A 23,125-nucleotide genomic window follows, 5' to 3' on the forward strand; every position below is an offset into this window, starting at 1 on the left:
TGCCGGCCAACCGCCCTCGGGGTTCGTCAGCCCAGGCGTCAGACTTCATCGTTTTCATGCACAAGGAGTGCCTGTGATGCGTTCTTCTCTTTTCCTGGCGTTGGCCCTTGCCGTGGGTGGCGGTACTGCCCTGGTCGATACCGCCGACGCGCAGACCGCGCGCGAGGTTCGCAAGCAGGCCGAGGCCAGCATGACCCTCAGCGGCGTCATCGACATCGGCCGTGACGGCCAGGTTGAAATGTTCCAGCTCGACCATCGCGAAAAAGTCGATGCGGGTATTGCCGGTTTCGTGGACAACGCCGTGCAGGGCTGGCGTTTCGAGCCGGTGCTGGTCGAGGGCAAGCCGATGCAGGCACGCACGGCGGTACGCCTGCGTCTGATGGCCGACAACCCGGTCGAAGGCAGCATGCGTGTCCGCCTGGTCGACGCCAATTTCAGCAAGCTGGGTGGCGAGCGTGAGGCCAGCACCGACAAGGTGACCAGCAACAGACTGCGTGGACCGGACTACCCACCGCAGGCGGTGACCATGCAGGGCGAGGGCACGGTCATGTTGATGGTCAAGGTCGGCCGTGATGGCACGGTGGCTGAGGTGATCGCCGAGCAGACCAACCTGACTGTGGTCGGCCCCGAGCGCACGATGAGCCAGCTGCGCGATATCCTGGCCAAGGCCAGCGTCAGGAACGCGAAGCGTTGGACGTTCACCCCGCCCACCACTGGCGAGGCGAAGGATCGCGACTTCTGGACCGTGCGCGTACCGGTGCGATTCGCCTTCCAGGATTCGCGCGAGCGCTACGGCCGCTGGGCCGCCTACATTCCGGGCCCGCGCCAGCGGGCGCCGTGGAAGACCGGCGAGGAAACCCGGGTGGCCGGCACCGACCTGCTGCCCGAAGGCGGTGTGTACATGGTCGGTCGCGCGCAGGAAGGCCCACGCCTGCTCACCCCGCTGGGCTGATGCGTCATTGCGGGATGCGCCGGGACAGACCCGGCGCACCCCGCCTGAATCGGTGTGCTCAATCGGCGTGCGGGTACACCACGACCCGGTTGCGGCCCTGTTCCTTGGCCAGGTACAGGGCCTTGTCGGCCAGGCGCAATGCCTGTTCCGGATCCGTATGGAAACTGGGGAAGTGGGCCACGCCCAAGGACACGGTGATGGTACCCACCAGCGCGAAAGGCTCGTCGGCGATGGCCTGGCGCAAGCGCTCGCCGGTCTGCCGGGCCGCTTCGACGCCAACGCCCGGCAGCAGCACCAGGAACTCCTCGCCACCCGCGCGGCACAGCACGTCGGTCTCGCGCGAATGGCGGCGCATCTGTTCGGCGATATGCACGATGGCCGCATCACCGACGTCGTGACCGTGGCTGTCGTTGATCGATTTGAAGCGGTCGATGTCCAGCGCCAGGATCGCAAACGGCAGGCCCTGCGCCTGCAGCGCGTCGAGCGCCTGCTGCAGCCCGCGACGGTTGAGCAGACCGGTCAGCGGATCGGTGCGGCTGGCGCGGTTGAGCGTGCCGATCCGGTCCTGCAGCGCATTGAAGCTGTACAGCACGGCCTGTTTCAGCTGCGCAACTTCGAAGTACCAGGCGCGGATGCCATTGACGTGGCTGATCGCATTGCCGGTGTCCTCGCCGTCCTGCACGTTGCGCGCCAACTGCCACAAAGGCAGCGAGATGCGGCGTGCGAACCACCAGGTGATCAGCAACGACAGCACACCCAACGGAATGGCGTTCCAGATCACCGCCGACATCAGTCGTGACAGCGGCTGCAGCGTCGCCTCTGTCGGGCGCTGCGCGACGATGCCCCAGCCGGTCACCGGGACGGGCGCGTAACCGGCCAGCATCGCCACCTTGTGGTTGTTGCGCACCTGCTGTGCACCGCGCTGGCCGCGCATCACCTCTTTCACCGCCGGGTTGTTCAACGCGTAGGTGCCCACTTCCTTGGCGTTGTTGTGATAGATCAGGCGGCCATGGCGGTCCACCACATACAGGTAGGAGCCATCGCGGTAGTAGTGCGTACCCAGCAGGGTGTTGAGCGCACTGCGCTGGCGCAGGTACAGGGTGCCGCTGACATAGCCGCGGTACTGGCCGCTGCGGTCGAATACCGGGTGCGATATCGAGATCAGCAGCTTGCCGGTGGCCGACTGGTAGGGATCGCTGATCATCGGCTCGCGCCGCTCGAGCGCAGCCTTGCTGCCAGCGCTGCGCAGGATCTCGCCCTGCAGCTGCAGGCTCTGCGGCGAGGTCGCGATCACCCGCCCATCGTTGGCCACGACCAGCGAAGAATTGAAGCTGCTGGACTGCAGTTGTAGACGACTGGCCTCATCCTGGGCCTGGGCCGGATCCATGTCGCTGTTGCCAAGCCGGTTGGCGGCATAGGCCAGCTGCTGCTGCGCGGCCAGCAGGAAGTTCTGCGTGGTCTCGGCCAGCTTGGTGGCATACACGCGGTTGGCTTCCAGGGTGTTTCCCACCAACTGGTCGCGCTGCACGCGATAGCTGGCAAGCAGCGTATTGGCCAGGGCGATGACGGCGCTGAGCAGGGCCAGGGCAAGGATCAGCTTGCCCAGGTTGAGCCGGGGGGACAGTGTGCGCATGCGGTTGAAGGATCGGGCAGGGCTGGACCCGCCGGATCCTCCGGATGGGGCAACAGCGGGAATCGGCGGCCCGGCCAGCACGGTCGGGGCGGAGAGTCAGGCATTTGTCCCGCAGATTATCGCCAAAACGACGGCCCGCGAAGTGAAGCCGTTTGTCCTGCTGCCGCCCAAAGAAAAAGCCCCGCATCGCGGGGCCTTTTCGTAGTGCATCAATGCCGCGCGATCAGCGCTTCATCGAACCGAAGAACTCGTCGTTGGACTTGGTGTTCTTCATCTTGTCGAGCAGGAATTCCATCGCCGTCATTTCATCCATCGGATGCAGCAGCTTGCGCAGGATCCAGATCTTCTGCAGCAGTTCCGGTTCGATCAGCAGGTCTTCGCGTCGGGTGCCCGAGCGGTTGATGTCGATGGCCGGGAACACGCGCTTTTCAGAGATGCGGCGGCTCAGGTGCACTTCGCTGTTGCCGGTGCCCTTGAACTCTTCGTAGATCACCTCGTCCATCTTCGAGCCGGTATCGACCAGCGCGGTGGCGATGATGGTCAGGCTGCCGCCTTCTTCCACGTTGCGTGCGGCACCGAAGAAGCGCTTCGGACGGTGCAGGGCGTTGGCGTCCACACCACCGGTCAGCACCTTGCCGGAGCTCGGTACCACGTTGTTGTAGGCACGTGCCAGGCGGGTAATCGAGTCCAGCAGGATCACCACGTCCTTCTTGTGCTCGACCAGACGCTTGGCGCGCTCGATCACCATTTCGGCGACCTGTACGTGGCGTGCGGCCGGCTCATCGAAGGTCGAACTGATGACTTCGCCGCGCACGGTGCGCTGCATTTCGGTCACTTCTTCCGGGCGCTCATCGATCAGCAGCACGATCAGGTGCACGTCCGGATGGTTGGTGGTGATGGCGGTGGCGACCTGCTGCATCATCATCGTCTTGCCGGCCTTCGGCTGGGAAACGATGAGCGAACGCTGGCCCTTGCCCTGCGGTGCCATCAGGTCGAGGATGCGACCGGTGATGTCTTCCGAGGAACCGTTGCCGCGCTCCAGGGTGAAGCGGCGACGCGGGAACAGGGGGGTCAGGTTCTCGAACAGCACCTTGTTCTTCGACGCTTCCAGCGGCTCACCGTTGATGGTGTCCACGATCGACAGCGCGAAGTAGCGCTCGCCGTCCTTCGGGAAGCGGATGCGGCCGGACAGGTGGTCGCCGGTACGCAGGTTGAAGCGGCGGATCTGGCTGGGCGAGATGTAGGTATCGTCCGGACCGGCCAGGTAGCTGGCTTCGGCCGCGCGCAGGAAGCCGAAGCCGTCCGGCAGGATTTCCAGCACGCCGTCGGCGGCCACGCCGTCACCGTGGCGGGTCAGCACCTTCAGCAGCGCGAAGATCACGTCCTGCTTGCGGGCACGGGCCACGCCTTCGGAAATCTGCAGCTGCTCGGCGATATCCAGCAGCTTCTGGGCCGGCATGCGCTTGAGGTCGCTCAGCGAATAGACCGGGAAGCCTTCGGGCACGTTGGCGTGCGGACGCGGTACGAACGGCTGCTGTTCACCGTTGTCGTTGGGCATGCCGTCGTCGCGGAAGCGACCGCCGTTGCCACCACCGCCACCACCGCCGCCGCCATTGCGATCACGGTCGCGGCGGTTGCGGAAACGGTCACGGCGGTTGCCCTGGCCCTGCTGGCCCTGCTGGCCCTGCTGGCCGCCCTGGTTGTAGGGATTCTGGTTCTGGCCACCGCCCTGGTTGTTCTGCCGCGCCTGGCCGGATTCGCGGCCCTCGCCACCTTCGCCGCCGCCACTGCTGGCAGGGGCCTCGGAGGCGGGTGCGCTCGGTGCGGAAGGCGCTGCGGCGGGTGCCGGCGCTTCGGGCGCGGCTGCCAGCGGCAGCGCAGGCTGCGCCGGAGCGCTGGTTTCGGCGGCGGCCGGAGCGGCAGCCTTGGTTACGCGGGCTTTGCGCACGCGCTTTTCGGCGGGCGCATCAGCGCTACCGGTTTCGGAAGTGTTATCGGACAAGAGCGTTATTCCTCGCTTGAAGGTGCGAGCGCCCGGCTGGGGCGGCGAACATTGGGAATGGGTCTGGAAGAAACTGCGTCCAGAAGATGCGGCACGCGAACGCGGCCGGATGTGCCGACACTATCATCGGCCCGCGGCGCCACGCAAGGGTCGCCGGATACGGTATTCAGTCAGGCGCCGGGGCGCCCGCCCGGCAGCCGTGGAAAACGGCTGCCGGTCACCCGCAGGATCAGGCCAGGGCCTTGTCCAGCAGGCCGGCCAGCTGTGCCTTGCCAACGGCACCAATCTGCTCGCCCACCTTCTCGCCGTCCTTGAAGACGACCAGGTAGGGAATCGAACGCACATGGTACTTGGCGGCCAGCGCGCGGTTGTTGTCCACGTTGACCTTGGCGATCTTGGCGCGGCCCTGGTAGGCATCGGCCAGTTCGTCCAGCGCCGGGGCGATCATCTTGCAGGGGCCACACCATTCGGCCCAGAAATCGACCAGGACCGGTTCCTTGGAATTCAGCACGGCGCTATCAAAGTCGGCATCGCCGACATGTACAACCTTGTCGCTCATCTTGGTTTCTCGTCTTGGATTGCACCCGGCCAGGCCGGAGGTGGGTGAACTGGGCCATGCCCGGTGGCGTGACCCTCGTCGTTGCCTCGCGGCGGACTGCCACGGTGCGTTCGGCGGGATGCCTGGACGCTCACGGCCGGCAGTGTACCCCTATCGCAGGGCGCGGACAGATGCTGGCTGGAACCCAGCGTATCGTGATCGGGGTTGAGCACGGTATGTGTCCGATTTCACTGTCCATGGCTGAAATGGGGATGCTGGCGGGAGAGGCCATGGGGGCCGGTGACGCTGTTCAATCGCGGTACTGCGGGGTGAAGAGATGCGTCTCCGCAAGCCATGAGACGCCCAATTCCGGTTTGCTGGCCCGGTTGCGGTAAACTGGGGCATTGTGCGGCGCGCGGACCCGAGGGGTCCCGGCCAGCCCGACCCGCCGCAGGGGCCGCAGTTTGCGACGGAGCCCCAGACAGATTTCAGTGCCGCCGCCCGCAGGTGCGTGGCCATACCAAGACGGACACATGAGCGACAAACCGCTGACCGATTTGACCTTTTCCTCCTTTGATCTGCATCCGGCCCTGCAGGCCGGTCTTGAAGGAGCCGGATTCACCCGCTGCACGCCCATCCAGGCGCTGACCCTGCCGGTCGCGCTGCCCGGTGGCGACGTCGCCGGCCAGGCCCAGACCGGCACCGGCAAGACGCTGGCCTTCCTGGTCGCTGTCGTGAACCGCCTGCTGACGCGCCCGGCGCTGGCTGATCGCAAGCCGGAAGACCCGCGCGCGCTGATCCTGGCCCCGACCCGCGAGTTGGCGATCCAGATTCACAAGGACGCCGTGAAGTTCGGCTCCGACCTCGGCCTGCGCTTCGCGCTGGTCTACGGTGGCGTGGATTACGACAAGCAGCGCGAGATCCTGCAGCAGGGCGTGGACGTGATCATCGCCACCCCGGGCCGCCTGATCGACTACGTCAAGCAGCACAAGGTGGTCTCGCTGCACGCCTGCGAGATCTGCGTGCTGGACGAAGCCGACCGTATGTTCGACCTGGGCTTCATCAAGGACATCCGCTTCCTGCTGCGCCGCATGCCGGAGCGCTCCACCCGCCAGACGCTGCTGTTCAGCGCCACCTTGAGCCACCGCGTGCTCGAGTTGGCCTATGAACACATGAACGAGCCGCAGAAGCTGGTGGTCGAAGCCGAGACCATCACCGCCGCGCGCGTGCGCCAGCGCATCTACTTCCCGGCCGACGAAGAGAAGATCCCGCTGCTGCTGGGCCTGCTGTCGCGCAGCGAAGGCGCGCGCACCATGGTCTTCGTCAACACCAAGGTGTTCGTCGAGCGCGTGGCCCGTTCGCTGGAACGCTCGGGCTACCGCGTCGGCGTGCTGTCGGGCGACGTGCCGCAGAAGAAGCGTGAGAGCCTGCTCAACCGCTTCCAGAAGGGCCAGCTGGAAATCCTGGTGGCGACCGACGTGGCTGCCCGCGGCCTGCACATCGACGGCATCAAGTACGTCTACAACTACGACCTGCCGTTCGACGCCGAAGACTACGTGCACCGTATCGGCCGTACCGCCCGCCTGGGTGAGGAAGGCGATGCCATCAGCTTTGCCTGCGAGCGCTACGCGATGGGCCTGCCGGACATCGAGGCCTACATCGAACAGAAGATCCCGGTTGAAGCGGTGACCAGCGAGATCCTGACCTCGCTGCCGCGCCCGGAGCGTGCTGCCCCGGCACCGGGTGAGGAAGGCGACGAGAACGAAAGCGTCGGCCAGATCTTCCGCGAAGCACGCGAAGCGCGTGCCGCCGAGGAAGAGCGTCGTGGCGGCGGCCGTAGTGGCGGTCGTTCCGGCAGCGGTGCTGGCGCTGGGCGTGGTGGCCGTGATGGCGAGCGCAGCGGCGAACGCCGTCCGCGTGGCCCGCGCAAGCCGCGTGTGGAAGGCGAGCAGGTTGCTGCCGCAGCAGTCGAGGGTGCGGTGACGGCTGAAGCCGCTGCCGTGCAGGCCCCGCGTCCGCCGCGCGCTGAAGCTGCGCCGGAAGCTGCGGTGGACGGCGAGCGCAAGCCGCGCAAGCGTCGTCGTCGTCGTCACGGCCGTCCGGTCGAGGGTGCCGAGGGTGTGGCGAGCGACAGCAACGGTGCCGCTCCGGTCAAGCCGGTGCAGGTGGTGGCCAAGCCGGTGCGCACCAGCGCCGATGCCGGCGACTCGTTCCTGACCCGTATCGGCCGCAAGATCCGCCGGATGCTGTCGGGCAGCTGATCCGGTAGCGCCCGACCGTTGGTCGGGCGACCAAGCCGGTAGCACCCGACCGTTGGTCGGGTGGCCTTGAAAGGTGTGCCGACCAACGGTCGGCACCCACCAGCGCCCCGGCATCTCCACGCCGTCGCGCCGGTCCTGCATAATCGGGGCATGAGTGTCCTGCGCTTCGACAATGTCAGCAAACAGTACGCCGGTGGCCACGAAGCCCTGACCGATGTCAGCTTCGAGGTTGCGCCTGGCGAAATGCTGTTCGTCACCGGTCATTCCGGGGCGGGCAAGAGCACCCTGCTCAAGTTGATCCACCTCGACGAGCGGCCCAGCCGCGGCGCGGTGATGTTCGACGAGCGCAACCTGCTGAAGGTGCGCGGCGGCGATGTGCCGCGGCATCGACGCGCGGTCGGCGCGGTCTACCAGGACCACCGCCTGCTGATGGACCGCTCCATCGCCGAGAACGTGGCCCTGCCGCTGATCCTGCGCGGCACCCGCCGTGGCGACATCAACAAGCGCGTGCGTTCGGTGCTCGAGCGCATGGGCCTGGGTCATCGCGAGAAGGCGCTGCCCTCGCAGCTGTCAGCCGGTGAGCAGCAGCGCGTCGGCATCGCCCGTGCAATCGTCGGCGAGCCCAAGCTGCTGGTGGCCGACGAGCCGACCGGCAACCTCGATCCGACCCTGGCGGCGGAAATCATGTCCTTGTTCGCCGAGCTGCCCGCGCGCGGCACCAGCGTGCTGGTGGTCAGCCATGACCTGCCGCTGCTGCGCCACATGCGCAAGCGCGTGCTGATCCTCGACCACGGCCGGCTGGTGGACGACATCTCGCCGCAGGATCTGGCGGAGTAACCATGGCCAAGAACGAAAATACCGAAGCCGCTGCGCCGTCGCGCCTGGGCGTGTGGTTCCAGCATCACGTGCACAGCGTGGTGTTCAGCCTCGGCCGTGCCTGCCGCAAACCGTGGGCAACGCTGCTGACCGTGATGGTCATGGCGCTGGCCCTGGCGCTGCCGCTGGGTCTGTCGATCGCGCTGGACAACCTCAAGCAGTTTGCCGGCAGCGTGCAGCAGTCGCGCGACATCAACGTCTTCCTCAAGGCCGACGTCGACGGCCCCGGTGCGCTGCGCCTGGCCGGTGAACTACGCGATCGCCCGGATGTTGCCAGCGTCACCGTGCGCACGCCGGAGCAGGGCCTGGAGGAACTGCGCCAGGCCGGTCTCGGCGAAGCCATCGACGCACTCAACGACAACCCGCTGCCCTCGCTGCTGGTGATCACCCCCGGCCAGGGCCAGGACGATGCGCGGCTGGCGCGCGCGCTGGAAAGCCTGCCCGGGGCGGATCTGGTCCAGCATGACGCGTTGTGGCGCCAGCGCCTGGATGCATGGCTCGCGTTCGGCGCGCGGCTGGTGCAGGTGCTGTCGGTGCTGCTCGGCGTCGGCGCCGCACTGGTGGTCGGCAATACCGTGCGCCTGGACATCCAGGCCCGCCGCGAGGAAATCGGCGTACTGCAGCTGCTCGGCGCCAGCGATGGCTTCATCCGCCGCCCGTTCCTGTACCTGGGCGCCTGGTATGGCCTGGGCGCCGGCGCAGTTGCGCTGGGCCTGATCGGTATTGCCGGTGCCGCCCTGCGCGCACCGCTGGCCGAACTGTCGCGCAGCTACGGCAGCCCGTTCGTGCTGCATGGCCTGGACCTGCTGCATGGCAGCCTGGTGCTGCTGGGCACCTTGTTGCTGGGCTGGCTGGGTGCGTGGCTGGTGACAGGTCACTTCCTCCGCCAGACCCGCCCGACCGACACCTGAGACCGGCATGCAACCGCAAGCGCTGAAGCACCTTGAAGGGCCCGCGACGCGGGTGATGGTGGTTGACGGTTCCAAGCTGGTGCGCAAGCTGATCGCCGACGTCCTGCAGCGCGATCTGCCAGGCGTGGAGGTGATCGGCTGCGACAGCATCGAAGACGCCCAGCATGCGCTGGCGCAGGGCCCGGTTGATCTGGTGACCACCTCGTTGACCCTGCGCGATGGCGACGGGCTGGCGCTGGCGCGGATGGTGCGCGAAGCCGCCGGGCAGGCCTATGTGCCGGTGATCGTGGTCTCCGGCGACGCCCAGCAGCACCTGGAGCAGCGCCGCTTCACCGAGTACGTCACCGACTACTTCGACAAATCGCTGGGCCACGAGGCCCTGGCGACGTTCGTGCGCGGCTACGTGCAGCCGCAGACCATTCCCGGCGCGACCATCCTCTACATCGAGGACAGCCGTGTGGTGGCCGAGGCGACCAAGCGCATGCTCGAGCGCCAGCAGCTCAACGTGATGCATGTGGTCAGCGCCGAAGAGGCGTTCACCCTGCTGACCGCCGAATCGCTGGGGCGCAGCCGCCACCGCATCGACCTGGTGCTGACCGACGTGACCCTGAAGGGGGAGCTGAGCGGCCGCGACGTGGTGCAGCGCGTGCGCGTGGACTTCGGCTACGGCAAGCGCCGCCTGCCGTTGCTGGTGATGACCGGCGATGGCAATCCGCACAACCAGACCGGCCTGCTGCAGGCTGGCGCCAACGACCTGGTGCTGAAGCCGATCGAAGAGCGCCTGCTGATCACCAAGGTGCTGTTCCAGCTGCGGCTGGCCCGACTGAATGATGGACCCTTGTTACGATGATTGATGAAGTAGTGGACACCCCGGCGATCCAGCTGGAGCCGAGCTGGAAACAGCGTGTGGGCGATTACCTGCTGCAGCCGCAGATGCGCGAGCTGTCCAGTTTCCTGCGGCAGCGCAAGGCCAGCGGCGCGGCGGTGTTCCCTCCGGGCCCGCAGATCTTCGCCGCGTTCGATGCCACCCCGTTCGATCAAGTGAAAGTGGTCATCCTCGGGCAGGACCCGTACCACGGCCGCGGCCAGGCCCATGGTCTGAGCTTCTCGGTGCAGCCGGGCGTGCCGGTGCCGCCGTCGCTGTTGAACATCTACAAGGAAATCGAGGGTGACCTCGCCATCCCGCGCCCTGACCACGGCTGCCTGATTCCCTGGGCACAGCGCGGCGTGCTGCTGCTCAACGCGGTGCTGACGGTGGAAGAGGGCAAGGCCGGTGCCCATCAGGGGCGTGGATGGGAGGGCTTCACCGACCACGTGGTGGACGTGCTCAACCGCGAGCGCGAGGGCCTGGTGTTCATGCTCTGGGGCGCCTACGCACAGCAGAAGGGCAAGGTGATTGATGGCGGTCGCCACCGCGTGCTGAAATCGCCGCATCCCTCGCCGTTGTCGGCTCACCGTGGCTTCCTCGGCTGCCGTCATTTTTCGATGGCCAACGAGTACCTGCAGCGCCGCGGGCAGGCCTCGATCGACTGGTCGCTGCCGCCGCGGGCCTCGCTGGCGCCATCGGGCTGAACGGTGGGCAACGCTGCCGGATGTTGAGAGGGCGAAACCGTCGCCTGTTCAGCTCCCTTTGACCCGGAATGGCCGTGTTTTCCGGGCTAGTGGGTTGAATTCCAAGGGATTGTGTATCCCGAAAAGGGCGCTCGCCACTGTCATCAAATCGCGTTACGGTAGTGCTCTGTTTGGGACCAGTGTTTCATCAGTGGAATGCTGGAACTTTTTCCTCCTTTAGCAGTCCAATTCCCCGACTGCTAAGATGGGTGCCTATGAGCCAGAACACCTCTACTGCCCTTGTGGCAAACAATCTGCCGATTCCCAGTGCGCTCGGTTCGCTGGACGCCTATATCGGTGCCGTGCACCAGATCCCGGTGCTGTCGGTCGATAACGAACAGGACCTGGCCCGTCGCTTCCGCGACGGCAACGATCTGGACGCTGCCCGTGAGCTGGTGCATTCGCACCTGCGCTTCGTGGTACACGTGGCCCGCGGCTACAACGGCTACGGCCTTGCGCTGGGCGACCTGATCCAGGAAGGCAACATCGGCCTGATGAAGGCGGTCAAGCGTTTCGACCCCGACATGGGCGTGCGCCTGGTGTCCTTCGCCGTGCATTGGATCCGTGCCGAGATGCACGAGTTCATCCTGAAGAACTGGCGCATCGTCAAGGTCGCCACGACCAAGGCGCAGCGCAAGCTGTTCTTCAACCTGCGCAAGTCGAAGAAGCGCCTGGGCTGGATGAACGCCGCTGAAGTCACCGCGGTGGCCAAGGACCTGAACGTTTCCGAGCGCGAGGTGCTGGAAATGGAATCGCGCCTGTCCGGCCGCGATATCGGTTTCGATGCGCCGACCGACGAAGACAACGATCATGCACCGCCGTCGCCGGCTGCGTATCTGGTGGCCAATGACGAAGATCCGTCGATGGCCTACGAGCGCGAGGACAGCGAAGACAACCAGATGCAGCTGCTGCGCGAAGGCCTGGCGGAACTGGATGCGCGTTCGCGCGACATCATCCGCCGCCGCTGGCTGGATGCGGACAGCAAGGTGACGCTGCAGGAGCTGGCAGACGAGTACGGCGTGTCCGCCGAACGTATCCGCCAGGTCGAAGCGAACGCGCTGAAGAAGATGAAGGCGCTGTTTACCGCTTGAGTTGGTGACGCGTTTGAGTAATGGAAAGGCCCGGCATTGCCGGGCCTTTTCTTTTGGGCGGTGCCTTCATCCACGCATGGCGTGGATCTACTTCGCGCTCCGTTAGAGCCACGCCATGCGTGGCTTCAACGCGGGCCTCAGCCCTCGCGTGCGATCGCCCGCCAGCCGATGTCGGTGCGGTGGAACTCATTGGCCCAGGTCACCTTCGCCACGCCTGCATACGCGTTCGCCTGCGCATCGCGCACGCTGTCACCCAGTGCCGCCACGCACAGCACGCGGCCGCCGGCGCTGAGCACCTGGCCCTGCGCGTCCAGCGTCGTGCCGGCATGGAACACCTTGGCCGTTGCCGGCACATCATCCAGGCCGGAGATCACCTCGCCGGTGATGGGCGATTCCGGGTACGGCTTGGCCGCCAGCACCACGCCCAGCGACGGACGCGGATCCCACTGCACGTCCACCTGGTTCAGGCGGCCATCGATCGCAGCGTCCAGCAGGTCCACCAGGTCCGACTGCAGGCGCAGCATCACCGGCTGGGTTTCCGGGTCGCCGAAGCGCACGTTGAACTCGATCACCTTCGGCGCGCCGCTGGCATCGATCATCAGCCCGGCATAGAGGAAGCCGGTGAACGGAATGCCATCGGCGATCATGCCCTGCACGGTCGGGTTGACCACCTCGCGCATTACACGTGCATGCACCTCGGGCGTTACCACCGGGGCCGGCGAGTACGCGCCCATGCCGCCGGTGTTCGGGCCGGTGTCGCCGTCGCCGACGCGCTTGTGATCCTGCGAGGTGGCCATCGGCAGTGCATGCACGCCGTCGACCATCGAAATAAAGCTGGCTTCCTCGCCGTCGAGGAATTCTTCGATCACCACGCGCGCGCCGGCATCGCCGAAGGCGTTGCCCGAGAGCATGTCACGCACGGCGTCTTCGGCTTCGGTCAGGGTCATCGCTACGATCACGCCCTTGCCGGCGGCCAGGCCGTCGGCCTTGACCACGATCGGCGCGCCCTTCTCGCGCAGGTAGGCCAGTGCCGCGTCCACCTCGGTGTGCACCGCATAGAACGCGGTGGGGATGTTGTGGCGTGCAAGGAAATCCTTGGCGTAGGCCTTGCTGCCTTCCAGCTGCGCGGCGGCAGCTGTCGGCCCGAAGATGCGCAGGCCGGCGGCGCGGAAGCGGTCGACCACGCCGGCCACCAGCGGCACTTCCGGGCCGACCACGGTCAGCGCCACGCCTTCGGTCTGGGCCAGGGCGAGCAGGCCATCGATGTCGGTGACCTTCACCGCGACGTTGCGGCACTTGTCTTCGTTGGCGGTGCCGGCATTGCCGGGCGCCACGAGCACTTCAGTGACACGGGAGGACTGGGCCAGCTTCCATGCCAGAGCGTGTTCGCGGCCGCCAGAGCCGATGACAAGTACGTTCATCACGAGATTCCAGATTGCGTGGGAAGGGAAGGTCGATATCCCCGGCGGCGCGCGTGGTTCACTCGCAGCCTTCGCGTTGCAGCGACTCGGGGAAGGGGTAGGTCCAGGACTTGGGGTCCAGGGTGAAACGATGTTCCTGCCGTACCTGCTTGCCACCGCAGGTGCTGCCTGTTTCCTCGATCAGCAGCGGCCAGACGCGCGCGTTGCGATCGCTGTCGTCGAAGCGCAGCGCGAAGTCGATGCTGAAGCGACGGGTGCGGCAGTCCTCGGCAGTGTCGGGGTCAGCGGCCGCGTCGACGTTCTCGCATTCGTACTGGGCGTCGTTGTCGATGTGGCTGCGCACGTTGCCGGTGGCGACCAATCCCTTCGGCCCCGGCAGGATCAGTGACTGCGAGAGCAGCGAGAAGCCCTGGCCGAACCAGCCATCTTCGACGCGGAAGCCGTAGAAATCGCTGCCAGCGCGGATGATGCTGGCGCTGCCGGGCTGACCGCCGCTGCCGAAGCGCTCGCCGGTCAGTTCGCTCGCCACTTCGAAGCCTTCGCCCTTGGGATGCAGCACGAAGAAGTCGATGGTTCCCGGGTCGATGTGCGCGCCATCGGCCAGCGCACCGCACACTGCCAGCAGCTGCTGCCAGCTGTCGCCGGTCACCACCGGCTGCTCGGCGCAGACCTGCCAGTCCACGGGACGGGTTTCGCCTTCCTGGGTCCAGGTGCCGCGCCACTCACCCGACAGCTTGGCGTCCTTGCCGTAATGCTCGGTCAGGAACGCCTGCAGCCGCGCGGTGCGGCTGACATGGGTGACCGGTACGCTGGGGGCGGCCTTTGCCGCATCTGCCTGCGGGGCAGATGCGGGTTCGGCGGCCGGCTTGCAGCCGGCCAGCAGGACCGTGCCAACGAAGGCGAGCACGGCGAGCGGTTTCAAAGAGACTGCAGACATCCGTGTCGCTCCAGTAATCAGTGGCGGAAGTGGCGGACGCCGGTGAACACCATGGCCAGGCCGTGCTCGTCGGCGGCGGCGATGACTTCCGCGTCGCGCATCGAACCGCCCGGCTGGATCACCGCCTTGATGCCGGCAGCTGCTGCAGCGTCGATGCCATCGCGGAACGGGAAGAACGCATCGGAGGCCATCACCGAACCCTCGACCACCAGGTTCGCATCGGCCGCCTTGATGCCGGCGATGCGCGCGGAATACACACGGCTCATCTGCCCGGCACCCACACCGATGGTGCGGTTGTCCTTGGCGTAGACGATCGCGTTGGACTTTACGAACTTGGCGACCTTCCAGGCGAACAGCAGGTCGGTGAACTGCTTGTCGGTCGGCGCCAGCGTGCTGACCACCTTCAGTTCGTCGCGGGTCATGCCGCGGTTGTCCGACGACTGCAGCAGCAGGCCGGAGCCGACGCGCTTGTTGTCGAAGTTGTTCAGGCCATCGCCGTGCGGGATGCGCAGCACGCGCACGTTGGCCTTTTTCTGCGCGTATTCCAGCGCGGCCGGTTCGTAGTCCGGGGCGATCAGCACTTCAACGAACTGGCGGTCGAGGATCACCTTCGCGGTAGCGGCATCCAGCGGCTTGTTGAAGGCGATGATGCCGCCGAAGGCGCTGGTCGGGTCAGTGGCGTAGGCCAGCTCGTAGGCATCGCCGTTGCCGGCGCCAACGGCCACGCCGCACGGATTGGCGTGCTTGACGATGACGCAGGCCGGTGCATCGAACTGGCGTACGCATTCCCACGCCGCATCGGCATCAGCCAGGTTGTTGTAGCTCAGTTCCTTGCCCTGCAGCTGCTGGAAGGTGGCCAGGGTGCCCGGCACCGGATGCAGGTCGCGGTAGAACGCGCCGCTCTGGTGCGGGTTCTCGCCGTAGCGCAGATCCATCACCTTCACGAAGGTGGAATTCATCTGCGCCGGGTACTCGGCACGCACCGGCACGGCCGCGTCGGTGGCGGTCACTGCGGACAGGTAGTTGCTGATCGCCGCGTCGTACTGGGCCACGCGGTTGAACGCGGCGACCGAGAACGCGAAGCGGGTGCCGGCCGACAGCTGGCCGTCGTTGGCGTCCAGCGAGGCCAGCAGTTCGGCGTACTGCGACGGGTCGGTAGCGACCGCCACGCGGGCGAAGTTCTTCGCCGCCGAGCGCAGCATCGCCGGGCCGCCGATGTCGATGTTCTCCACTGCATCGGCCAGCGAGCAGTCGGCCTTGGCGGTGACCGATTCGAACGGGTACAGGTTCAGCACCAGCAGGTCGATGGCGCCGATGCCGTGCTCGGCCATCACCGCATCATCCAGGCCGGAGCGGCCGAGCAGGCCGCCATGCACCATCGGATGCAGGGTCTTGACCCGGCCATCCATCATTTCCGGGAAGCCGGTGACCTCGGCAACGTCCTTCACGGCCAGGCCCGCATCGCGGATCGCCTTGGCGGTACCGCCAGTGGACAGCAGCTCCACGCCGCGTGCAGCCAGCGCGGTGGCCAGCTCGACCAAGCCGGTCTTGTCGGAAACGGAGAGGAGGGCCCGACGGACGGGCAACAGATCAGCAGTCATGGGGACAGGGCAATCGGCAGCGGAGCGGGGCCGATATTGTAGGCGGTGGGGGCCGGTGGCGGGGCTCGCGGAGGGCAAATTCGACGCCCGACAGGGATTGCCGCCGTGCCCGCCCCGCCGGATTGGACGCGGCAGACCTTGTCGGAACCGGCTGTCGATAGGGTAGGCTGTGCCCGCACTGCCAAGGATTAGCGGGTTCAGATCGTGTCGATCTATGCATTGAAAGGACGTTTCCAGGACCTGCTGCGTCCGGCCGTACACGGCCTGTACCGCATGGGCGTCACCGCCAACACGGTGACCGTGGCGGCGGCTGTGGTCTCGCTGCTGGTGGCCGCCGCGGTGTGGTGCTGCGCTCCCACCCAGCCGCTGCTGTATCTGGCCCTGCCGCTGTGGATGCTGCTGCGCATGGCCCTCAACGCCGTCGACGGCATGCTGGCCCGCGAGTTCGGCCAGCAATCGCGGCTGGGCGCCTATCTGAATGAGTTGTGCGATGTGAGCGCCGACGCGGCGCTGTACCTGAGCCTGCTCAGCGTACCGGGCGTGCGCGCGGAGGCACTGTGGCTGCTGGCCTGGGCCGCCGCGCTGAGCGAGTACGCCGGCGTACTGGGTTTGATGGTCGGAGCGAGCCGCCGCTATGACGGCCCGATGGGCAAGAGCGACCGCGCGTTCGTGATTGGCGTGCTGGGCCTGCTGCTGGCGTTTGGCTGGGGCGGTGCAACAGTGGTCAGCGCAGTCGCGGCACTGGCTGCACTGCTGTGCGTGCTGACGATGGCCCGCCGCGTACGCCAGGGATTGAAGGAAGCCGCGGCGACACCGCAGCGGTAAACACAACAAGACTTCACGCCATTCCAATACGGAGATTGCATGCGTCAGGCGCAGGAACGGGAATTCCACAGCTTCGACCAGGTACCGCTGTTCTACCGGTACTGGCCGAGCACTACGGCAACCACGTCGGCCAAGGCCATCGTGCTGCTGCATCGCGGCCATGAACACTCTGGCCGGGTCACCCATCTGGTCGACGAACTGGACCTGCCCGACACGGCTTTCTTTGCATGGGATGCGCGCGGCAATGGCCGCTCGCCCGGCACGCGCGGCGACGCACCGGGCTTCCCGGCGCTGGTACGCGACCTGGACAGTTTCATCGCCCACATCGGTGCCGAGCATGGCATCGCGGTGGAGGACATCGTGGTCATCGCACAAAGCGTAGGCGCGGTGGTTGCCGCCACCTGGGTGCATGACTATGCGCCGCGGTTGCGCGCGCTGGTGATGGCTTCGCCGGCCTTCAAGGTGAAGCTGTACGTGCCGTTCGCACGCGCTGGGCTGGCGCTGATGCAGAAGCTGCGCGGCAACTTCTTCGTCAACAGCTACGTCAAGCCGCAGTGGCTGACCCACGACCCGGCACGGGTGGAAAGCTACCGCACCGATTCGCTGATCACCCGGCCGATCTCGGTGCGCGTGCTGCTGGGCCTGTACGAAGCCGCCGACCGCATCGTGGCCGACGCGCAGGCGATCAGCGTGCCGGTGCAGTTGCTGGTGTCCGGTTCGGACTTCGTGGTGCATCGCGGCCCGCAGGACCGTTTCTACGAACGCCTGTCCAGCCCGATCAAGGAGCGCGTGCATCTGCCGGGCTTCTTCCACGACACCCTGGGCGAGCGCGACCGTGCACCGGCACTGGCACGCATCCGCAGCTTCATCCAGGCGCGCTTTGCCGAACCGCTGCAGGAACTGTCGCGGCGCGACGCGCATCGGCACGGCCCGACCTTCGAAGAATCGGAGATCCTGTCGTGGCCGCCGGAGCGCAACAGCCTGGCCGACCTGCGCTGGCGCGTGGTGCGCGGTGGACTGCGCTTCGGTGGCACGCTGTCCGAGGGCATCGCGTTGGGCCTGCAGACCGGTTTCGATTCGGGCAGCACGCTGGATTACATCTACCGTGATGAGGCGCGGGGCAAGGGACCGCTTGGCCGGATGGTCGACCGCAACTATCTGGATGCGATCGGTTGGCGCGGCATCCGCGTGCGCGGCAAGCATCTGCAGGAACTGCTGCGCGATGCCGCCCAGCGACTGCGCGGGCAGGGCGCGCCGGTGCGCGTGCTGGACGTGGCTGCCGGACATGGCCGTTACGTGCTGGAAGCGCTCGGCCAGGGCGAGCAGCGTGCCGACCGCATCGTGCTGCGCGATTTCAGCGATCTGAACGTGACCCAGGGCAAGGCCCTGATCGAGCGCCTTGGCGCGGCCGATATCGCCCGCTTCGAACAGGGCGATGCGTTCGATCCGGCGCAGCTGGCGGCGGTGGACCCGGCGCCGACGCTGGCAGTGGTATCCGGCCTGTACGAACTGTTCCCGGACAACGATGCCGTGCTGCGTTCACTGCAGGGCATCGCCGCGACGGTGCCGGTAGGCGGTTACCTGGCCTATACCGGGCAGCCGTGGCATCCGCAGCTGGAGTTCATCGCGCGTGCGTTGACCAGCCATCGTGATGGCGCGGCGTGGGTGATGCGCCGCCGTACCCAGCACGAGATGGACGAACTGGTGCGCCTGGCCGGCTTCCAGAAGGTCGCCCAGCGTATCGATGACTTCGGCATCTTCACCGTATCGCTGGCACGCCGGATCGCGTGATGGCGACGCTGGTGGCAACCGCATCACCCAGCGAGGCGCGCCCGTGGCGGCGCGCCCTGCTGTGGCTGGCCCTGCTGGGGCCGTTCTTCTTCGCCAGTTATGGCTTCGCCAACTGGATGGCGGGCCGCCACGCCGAGCTGCCGGTGATGTCATTCGCGTGGGAAACACGGATTCCGTTCGTGCCGTGGACGATCGTGCCGTACTGGTCGATCGACCTGTTCTATGCGATCTCGTTCTTCCTGTGCCGGCGCCGGCTGGAGCTGGACCGGCACGCGCTGCGTCTGCTCAGTGCGCAGGCAATCGCGGTGGCGTGCTTCCTGCTGTGGCCATTGCGCTTCAGCTTCGAACGGCCGGAAATCGGCGGTGTGTTCGGCTGGTTGTTCGATGTGCTGCTGGGCTTCGACAAGCCGTTCAACCAGGCGCCTTCGCTGCACATCGTGCTGCTGATCGTGCTGTGGGCGAAGTTCGCGCAGTACCTGCACGGTGTCTGGCGGCTGGTGCTGCATGTGTGGGCGCTGCTGATCGGCATTTCGGTGCTGACCACCTTCCAGCATCACTTCATCGACATTCCCACCGGGCTGCTGGCCGGCTGGTTGTGCGTGTGGCTGTGGCCGGAGCAGGGCACGCCGCCGTTGCGCGCCTGGCAGGCTGCCGGTGACCCGAAACGATGGCGGCTGGCCGCGTTGTATGTGTTGGTTGCCGGCCTGCTGCTGGTGCCGGTGGTGATGCTGCGTGGCACCGCGCTGTGGCTGCTGTGGCCTGTGGTGTCGTTGCTGCTGGTGTCGCTGGCCTATGCCGGGCTGGGCACGGCGGTGTTCCAGAAGCGCGCCGATGGCCGTTTGACGATGGCCGCGCGCTGGTTGCTGGCACCGTACCTGGGTGCGGCGTGGATCAACTCGCGGTTGTGGACGCGGCGCGCGCCGCAGCCCGTGCCGATCATCGATGCGGTCTGGCTGGGTCGTCTGCCGGCTGCCGCACTGCCGGCGCCGCTGGTGGGCGTGGTCGACACCTGCGCCGAGCTTTCCTGTCGTGCGCCAGGGGCAGCGTATGCCAGCGTGCCGATGCTGGACCTGGTGGTGCCGTCGGCGGCGCAGCTGCGTGCAGCGGCGGACGCCATCGAACGCCTGCGCGACCATGGCCCCGTGCTGGTGTGCTGTGCGCTGGGCTATTCGCGCAGCGCGGCCAGTGTGGCGACCTGGTTGCTGCGCACCGGCCGTGCGCGCGATGTAGCCGAAGCGGTGGCGATCGTGCGTGCCGCGCGGCCGAGCATCGTGCTGCATGACGTTCATCAACAGGCAATCGCGGCCGCTGCCGCGCAGGAGACCATTGCATGAGCGCTGTGCCTGATTTGCCGATGATGCATCTGCTGCTGCGACAGGGACGTTTGCCTGCCGCGTTGTCGCTGGGACTGCTGCTGGTGGCCCTGTTGCTGCTTGGCATCGAGCCGGGCCTGGCGATGTTCGCCGCGGGCCTGTTGCTGTTGAGCCTGGTTGCAGGCGTTCTGCAGGCGTATTACGCGGTGCGGGTGCAGTTGGATGCCAGCCTGTTGCGCTTGCTGCAGCAGGAGGGCCTGCAGGGCGAAGACGCGGCTCAACGGGTGGACCAGGCATTGCATACGGCCGGTCTGCGCAGGCGGGACGCACAGGCGCCGACGCGTGGCTGGGACGGACGCTGGAACGGCATGCGTCGCCTGCTGATACGCCAGTACGCCGCCACGCTGCTGCAGTTCGCTGCCCTGCTGCTGGCCGTGCTGTGGCCGCAGACCTGATGGGAGGTGCCGATGTTCGCTGAACTGATCGCCCGCGCCTGCAGTGCGGCCATCCATGTAGTGACCGGCGCACGCGCGCTGTGGGTCGGCTGCGCGCCGTCCAGCGAGCACCGCGTCTACTACGGCAACCATGCCAGTCATGGTGATTTCGTGCTGATCTGGTCGTCGATGCCGCCGGCACTGCGGCGCCAGGTGCGGCCGGTCGCTGCCGCCGAGTACTGGCAGCGCGATGGTCTGCGTCGCTATCTGATCGACGCGGTGTTCAATGGCGTGCTGGTGGAACGCGAGGCGGGCAACCGCCATCAGGATCCGCTGCAGGTGCTGCGTGATGCGGTGGATGAGGGCTGTTCGTTGATCCTGTTTCCGGAGGGCACGCGCAACATCGGCGATGAGCCGCTGCTGCCGTTCAAGAGCGGCATCTACCACCTCGCCCGGCAACGCCCGGAGCTGGAGTTCGTGCCGGTGTGGATCGACAACCTCAAGCGGGTGATGCCGAAGGGGCGTTTCCTGCCGCTGCCGCTGCTGTGCACGGCGACGTTCGGTACGCCGCTGCGCTTGCAGGCCGATGAGGACAAGTCGGCGTTCCTGGCGCGCAGCCGCCAGGCGCTGCTGGCCCTGGCCCCGAACGGAGGCCGCGCATGAGCTTCATGATCGATTTGTCTGGTGATCTGGCCGCGCGCAGCGTAGGCCAGCAGACTGGCTTGCTGTTCGCCGGTGTGGGTGCGGTGCTGGTGCTGGCCACGCTGGTGTCAGAAACCCTGCGCTGGCGCCAGCGCGGCAAGCCCAGCGCGGTGATTGCCAACCTGGTCTCGCGCATCCGCGCGTGGTGGGTGATGGCGATCGTGGTGGGCCTGGCGCTGTTCTTTGGACGCGCCGGCGTGATCGTACTGTTCGCGATCATCTCGCTGTTCGCACTGCGCGAATTCATCACCCTGGCACCAACTCGGTCAGGGGACTACTACGCGTTGCTGGCCGCCTTCTACATCGTGCTGCCATGGCAGTACTACCTGGTGTGGATCGACTGGTACGGCATGTACACGCTGTTGATTCCGGTATATGCGTTCCTGTTCCTGCCGATCCTGGCCACCATCGGCGGCGATACCACCCACTACCTGGAGCGCACGTCGAAGGTGCAGTGGGGCCTGATGATCTGCGTGTTCTGCATTTCGCATGTGCCGCTGCTGCTGAACCTGCGCGTGCCGGGCTACGATCCGGCGCGCAACGTGCTGCTGTTCGCCTTCCTGGTGATCGTGGTGCAGTCGTCGGACGTGCTGCAGTACATCTGGGGCAAGCTGCTGGGCAAGCACCTGATCGCGCCGAAGCTGTCGCCGTCGAAGACGGTGGAAGGCTTCGTCGGCGGCGTGCTCTGTGCCAGTGCGCTGGGTGCCGCACTCTGGTGGATCACCCCGTTCACGCCGCTGCAGGCGTTCGGCCTGTCGCTGCTGATCAACCTGATGGGGTTCTGGGGCGGCCTGGTGATGTCGGCGATCAAGCGCGACCGCGGCATCAAGGACTGGGGCAACATGATCGAGGGCCATGGCGGCATGCTCGATCGGCTGGATTCAGTGTGCTTCGCCGCGCCGGTGTTCTTCCATGTGGTGCGTTACTACTGGAAGGCTGGCGGCGGCGGGTGACCGGCCGATGCAATGGTAGTGCCGGCCGCTGGCCGGCACCTGCAACGCGTTGTCATCGTTCATGGGGTGGCCGGCCAGCGGCCGGCACTACCCATGCTGCGGCTTACGCGCTGATGCCGTATTCCTTCAGCTTCTTGCGCAGGGTGGCGCGGTGGATGCCCAGCATCGCGGCCGCACGGCTCTGGTTGCCTTCGCAATGGTTGAGCACTTCCACGAACAGTGGAATCTCCATCTCGCGCAGCACGATCTCGTAGACATCGTCCGCATCGCAGCCATCGAGGTCGCGCAGGTAACGGCGCACGGACTGGGCCACATGTTCGCGCAGCGGTGGCCGGGCAGCGCCACGACTGTTGTCAGGACGAGAAAGGACAGCGTTCAAGGGGGTTCCCGATCTGGTTGGTCCATGCACGCGGGGCGCCGGACCGGATGAGGTGATGGCGGTCAGTCTAGCGCGAGCGTGCCCGACCTGCCACGGCCGGACGGTCCGGCCCAGGTCAAAGGAACTCGAAGGTGAATGCGACCGTGGATGCGGCAGGCTCCTGCACCCGGAAGGCGATACGCGCGCTTTGACCCGGTTCCAGCGGGGCCGCACCCGGGTTTTCTCCCAGGTACTGCGCCGGTGCGAACACGCCGGTGCCGATCACGCGGCCATCGGCGTCGGACAGCGACAAGCGCAGATCCGGCCATGCCTGTGGCCAGCGCGCGTCGTTACGGATGCTCGCCTGGATCTGCAGGACGCCGGCCTGGGCCGGCAGCGGACGGATTTCACGGCTGGTCATGGTCAATGCAGCGGGCTCGCGCCAGGCGGGCAGCGTGCAGCGCAGCACGTTGCACAGCGCGCTGATCCACGGCCGGGTGCCGGCATCGGCGGCCAGTCGTGCACGATCGGCAAGCACGCTCTGCAGCAACAGCAGCAGCGCCAGCGCGGCCACCAGCAGCCAATGCCAGCGAGGGGTTGGCAACGCCCGCGGTCGCACGCCAAGGAAGCTGGGCGCATCGGCGGTGCTGGCAACGGTGCCGGGTGTGGCAACGAGGGCCGGTTCGATGAGTGGATCATCGGCGGCCGGTGATTCCGTTTCGGCTACGACATCCGTTGCCGGGTCGTTGTCGTCGATCACCGGTGCTGCATCGGTCGGTACCGGTTCGCGCGGTTCGCTGGTTTCAGGCGTGGCATCGCGCTCCTGCGCGGTGCGCAGGAACGTGGCCAGGGGACGGCGCGGTGGGTTCGGCTCGGACATGCTCAGGGCGCGGGCTCGGATCCAGCGGTCATTCA

21 protein-coding genes are annotated in these 23,125 nt (G+C 66.7%); 13 read left to right on the forward strand and 8 right to left on the reverse strand.

Annotated elements, in window-relative coordinates; genetic code table 11:
• The first annotated feature begins 76 nt into the window (after positions 1–76).
• Entirely contained in the window at positions 77–952 is an 876-nt protein-coding gene (locus ACQ5SA_RS14805; RefSeq protein WP_499314692.1) for an energy transducer TonB, read from the forward strand.
• Between the two features lie 58 nt (positions 953–1,010).
• Here ACQ5SA_RS14805 and ACQ5SA_RS14810 read toward each other — a convergent pair whose 3' ends face one another.
• From ACQ5SA_RS14810 to trxA, 3 genes are all read right to left on the reverse strand, one after another.
• Positions 1,011–2,585: a sensor domain-containing diguanylate cyclase gene (locus ACQ5SA_RS14810; RefSeq protein WP_499314694.1), complete on the reverse strand. Its 1,575-nt coding sequence runs from the start codon at positions 2,583–2,585 to the stop codon at positions 1,011–1,013.
• 223 nt (positions 2,586–2,808) lie between these two features.
• The gene (gene rho, locus ACQ5SA_RS14815) at positions 2,809–4,587 is read right to left on the reverse strand and encodes a transcription termination factor Rho (RefSeq protein ID WP_499314695.1); all 1,779 of its coding nucleotides are present in this window, start codon (positions 4,585–4,587) and stop codon (positions 2,809–2,811) included.
• Between the two features lie 229 nt (positions 4,588–4,816).
• On the reverse strand, positions 4,817–5,146 hold the full coding sequence (trxA, locus tag ACQ5SA_RS14820; RefSeq protein ID WP_025878607.1) for a thioredoxin: 330 nt from the start codon (positions 5,144–5,146) through the stop codon (positions 4,817–4,819).
• A gap of 512 nt (positions 5,147–5,658) precedes the next feature.
• Between trxA and rhlB the strand changes: the two genes are divergently transcribed.
• The 6 genes from rhlB (at position 5,659) to rpoH (ending at position 11,875) form a co-directional block, all read left to right on the forward strand.
• Positions 5,659–7,386, forward strand: a complete 1,728-nt coding sequence (gene rhlB / locus ACQ5SA_RS14825; RefSeq protein ID WP_499314696.1) for an ATP-dependent RNA helicase RhlB — start codon at positions 5,659–5,661, stop codon at positions 7,384–7,386.
• Positions 7,387–7,536: 150 nt separating this feature from the next.
• Entirely contained in the window at positions 7,537–8,223 is a 687-nt protein-coding gene (gene ftsE / locus ACQ5SA_RS14830; RefSeq protein WP_025878609.1) for a cell division ATP-binding protein FtsE, read from the forward strand.
• Positions 8,224–8,225: 2 nt separating this feature from the next.
• On the forward strand, positions 8,226–9,173 hold the full coding sequence (gene ftsX / locus ACQ5SA_RS14835; protein WP_089237302.1) for a permease-like cell division protein FtsX: 948 nt from the start codon (positions 8,226–8,228) through the stop codon (positions 9,171–9,173).
• A gap of 7 nt (positions 9,174–9,180) precedes the next feature.
• Positions 9,181–10,023 (forward strand): response regulator, encoded by an 843-nt coding sequence (locus ACQ5SA_RS14840; protein ID WP_089237300.1) that lies wholly within the window; start codon positions 9,181–9,183, stop codon positions 10,021–10,023.
• Positions 10,020–10,745: a uracil-DNA glycosylase gene (ung, locus tag ACQ5SA_RS14845; RefSeq protein ID WP_230109918.1), complete on the forward strand. Its 726-nt coding sequence runs from the start codon at positions 10,020–10,022 to the stop codon at positions 10,743–10,745. The genes ACQ5SA_RS14840 and ung overlap by 4 nt, the downstream gene beginning before the upstream one ends.
• 254 nt (positions 10,746–10,999) lie before the next feature.
• Positions 11,000–11,875, forward strand: a complete 876-nt coding sequence (gene rpoH, locus ACQ5SA_RS14850; protein WP_100462199.1) for an RNA polymerase sigma factor RpoH — start codon at positions 11,000–11,002, stop codon at positions 11,873–11,875.
• A 137-nt stretch (positions 11,876–12,012) separates the two neighbouring features.
• Here the strand turns inward: rpoH and purD are convergent, their stop codons facing one another.
• The 3 genes from purD to purH are packed head-to-tail and all read right to left on the reverse strand — an operon-like array spanning position 12,013 to position 15,834.
• Positions 12,013–13,296: a phosphoribosylamine--glycine ligase gene (gene purD, locus ACQ5SA_RS14855; protein ID WP_499314697.1), complete on the reverse strand. Its 1,284-nt coding sequence runs from the start codon at positions 13,294–13,296 to the stop codon at positions 12,013–12,015.
• A 58-nt stretch (positions 13,297–13,354) separates the two neighbouring features.
• Positions 13,355–14,233, reverse strand: a complete 879-nt coding sequence (locus ACQ5SA_RS14860; RefSeq protein ID WP_499314698.1) for a hypothetical protein — start codon at positions 14,231–14,233, stop codon at positions 13,355–13,357.
• Between the two features lie 17 nt (positions 14,234–14,250).
• A complete protein-coding gene (purH, locus tag ACQ5SA_RS14865) occupies positions 14,251–15,834 on the reverse strand; it encodes a bifunctional phosphoribosylaminoimidazolecarboxamide formyltransferase/IMP cyclohydrolase (RefSeq protein ID WP_499314699.1) in 1,584 nt (527 codons plus the stop codon).
• A 204-nt stretch (positions 15,835–16,038) separates the two neighbouring features.
• Here purH and ACQ5SA_RS14870 point away from each other — a divergent pair, with 204 nt between their 5' ends.
• The 6 genes from ACQ5SA_RS14870 to ACQ5SA_RS14895 are packed head-to-tail and all read left to right on the forward strand — an operon-like array spanning position 16,039 to position 21,852.
• Positions 16,039–16,659 carry a CDP-alcohol phosphatidyltransferase family protein gene (locus ACQ5SA_RS14870; RefSeq protein WP_499314700.1) on the forward strand — a complete coding sequence of 207 codons (621 nt, stop codon included), beginning with the start codon at positions 16,039–16,041 and terminating at the stop codon, positions 16,657–16,659.
• A gap of 39 nt (positions 16,660–16,698) precedes the next feature.
• A complete protein-coding gene (locus ACQ5SA_RS14875) occupies positions 16,699–18,450 on the forward strand; it encodes a bifunctional alpha/beta hydrolase/class I SAM-dependent methyltransferase (protein ID WP_499314701.1) in 1,752 nt (583 codons plus the stop codon).
• Entirely contained in the window at positions 18,450–19,784 is a 1,335-nt protein-coding gene (locus ACQ5SA_RS14880) for a phosphatase PAP2/dual specificity phosphatase family protein (RefSeq protein ID WP_499314702.1), read from the forward strand. Before ACQ5SA_RS14875 ends, ACQ5SA_RS14880 begins: the two co-directional genes overlap by 1 nt.
• Entirely contained in the window at positions 19,781–20,218 is a 438-nt protein-coding gene (locus ACQ5SA_RS14885) for a hypothetical protein (protein ID WP_499314703.1), read from the forward strand. The genes ACQ5SA_RS14880 and ACQ5SA_RS14885 overlap by 4 nt, the downstream gene beginning before the upstream one ends.
• Positions 20,219–20,230: 12 nt before the next feature.
• Positions 20,231–20,860, forward strand: coding sequence for a lysophospholipid acyltransferase family protein (locus ACQ5SA_RS14890; protein WP_499314704.1), 630 nt, complete (start codon positions 20,231–20,233; stop codon positions 20,858–20,860).
• Positions 20,857–21,852 carry a phosphatidate cytidylyltransferase gene (locus ACQ5SA_RS14895; RefSeq protein WP_108267950.1) on the forward strand — a complete coding sequence of 332 codons (996 nt, stop codon included), beginning with the start codon at positions 20,857–20,859 and terminating at the stop codon, positions 21,850–21,852. The genes ACQ5SA_RS14890 and ACQ5SA_RS14895 overlap by 4 nt, the downstream gene beginning before the upstream one ends.
• 103 nt (positions 21,853–21,955) lie before the next feature.
• On the opposite strand, the gene fis is transcribed toward ACQ5SA_RS14895, so the two are convergent.
• Positions 21,956–22,231: a DNA-binding transcriptional regulator Fis gene (fis, locus tag ACQ5SA_RS14900; RefSeq protein ID WP_006397198.1), complete on the reverse strand. Its 276-nt coding sequence runs from the start codon at positions 22,229–22,231 to the stop codon at positions 21,956–21,958.
• A gap of 115 nt (positions 22,232–22,346) precedes the next feature.
• A complete protein-coding gene (locus ACQ5SA_RS14905) occupies positions 22,347–23,090 on the reverse strand; it encodes a DUF3426 domain-containing protein (protein ID WP_230109902.1) in 744 nt (247 codons plus the stop codon).
• Positions 23,091–23,125 lie beyond the last annotated feature (35 nt).

The sequence above is a fragment of the Stenotrophomonas indicatrix genome (assembly GCF_050573115.1).
Classification (GTDB): Bacteria; Pseudomonadota; Gammaproteobacteria; order Xanthomonadales; family Xanthomonadaceae; genus Stenotrophomonas; species Stenotrophomonas lactitubi_A.

Excerpts from the sequence above, each read along its gene's own strand:
- ACQ5SA_RS14895 (WP_108267950.1), top strand. The coding sequence starts at position 20,857 with ATGAGCTTCATGATCGATTTGTCTGGTGATCTGGCCGCGCGCAGCGTA.
- ACQ5SA_RS14860 (WP_499314698.1), bottom strand. The coding sequence starts at position 14,233 with ATGTCTGCAGTCTCTTTGAAACCGCTCGCCGTGCTCGCCTTCGTTGGC.
- ACQ5SA_RS14805 (WP_499314692.1), top strand. The coding sequence starts at position 77 with ATGCGTTCTTCTCTTTTCCTGGCGTTGGCCCTTGCCGTGGGTGGCGGT.
- ftsX (WP_089237302.1), top strand. The coding sequence starts at position 8,226 with ATGGCCAAGAACGAAAATACCGAAGCCGCTGCGCCGTCGCGCCTGGGC.
- purD (WP_499314697.1), bottom strand. The coding sequence starts at position 13,296 with ATGAACGTACTTGTCATCGGCTCTGGCGGCCGCGAACACGCTCTGGCA.
- purH (WP_499314699.1), bottom strand. The coding sequence starts at position 15,834 with ATGACTGCTGATCTGTTGCCCGTCCGTCGGGCCCTCCTCTCCGTTTCC.
- ACQ5SA_RS14810 (WP_499314694.1), bottom strand. The coding sequence starts at position 2,585 with ATGCGCACACTGTCCCCCCGGCTCAACCTGGGCAAGCTGATCCTTGCC.
- ung (WP_230109918.1), top strand. The coding sequence starts at position 10,020 with ATGATTGATGAAGTAGTGGACACCCCGGCGATCCAGCTGGAGCCGAGC.
- ACQ5SA_RS14885 (WP_499314703.1), top strand. The coding sequence starts at position 19,781 with ATGAGCGCTGTGCCTGATTTGCCGATGATGCATCTGCTGCTGCGACAG.
- ACQ5SA_RS14890 (WP_499314704.1), top strand. The coding sequence starts at position 20,231 with ATGTTCGCTGAACTGATCGCCCGCGCCTGCAGTGCGGCCATCCATGTA.
- ftsE (WP_025878609.1), top strand. The coding sequence starts at position 7,537 with ATGAGTGTCCTGCGCTTCGACAATGTCAGCAAACAGTACGCCGGTGGC.
- trxA (WP_025878607.1), bottom strand. The coding sequence starts at position 5,146 with ATGAGCGACAAGGTTGTACATGTCGGCGATGCCGACTTTGATAGCGCC.
- ACQ5SA_RS14875 (WP_499314701.1), top strand. The coding sequence starts at position 16,699 with ATGCGTCAGGCGCAGGAACGGGAATTCCACAGCTTCGACCAGGTACCG.
- ACQ5SA_RS14880 (WP_499314702.1), top strand. The coding sequence starts at position 18,450 with ATGGCGACGCTGGTGGCAACCGCATCACCCAGCGAGGCGCGCCCGTGG.
- rpoH (WP_100462199.1), top strand. The coding sequence starts at position 11,000 with ATGAGCCAGAACACCTCTACTGCCCTTGTGGCAAACAATCTGCCGATT.
- ACQ5SA_RS14905 (WP_230109902.1), bottom strand. The coding sequence starts at position 23,090 with ATGTCCGAGCCGAACCCACCGCGCCGTCCCCTGGCCACGTTCCTGCGC.
- rhlB (WP_499314696.1), top strand. The coding sequence starts at position 5,659 with ATGAGCGACAAACCGCTGACCGATTTGACCTTTTCCTCCTTTGATCTG.
- ACQ5SA_RS14840 (WP_089237300.1), top strand. The coding sequence starts at position 9,181 with ATGCAACCGCAAGCGCTGAAGCACCTTGAAGGGCCCGCGACGCGGGTG.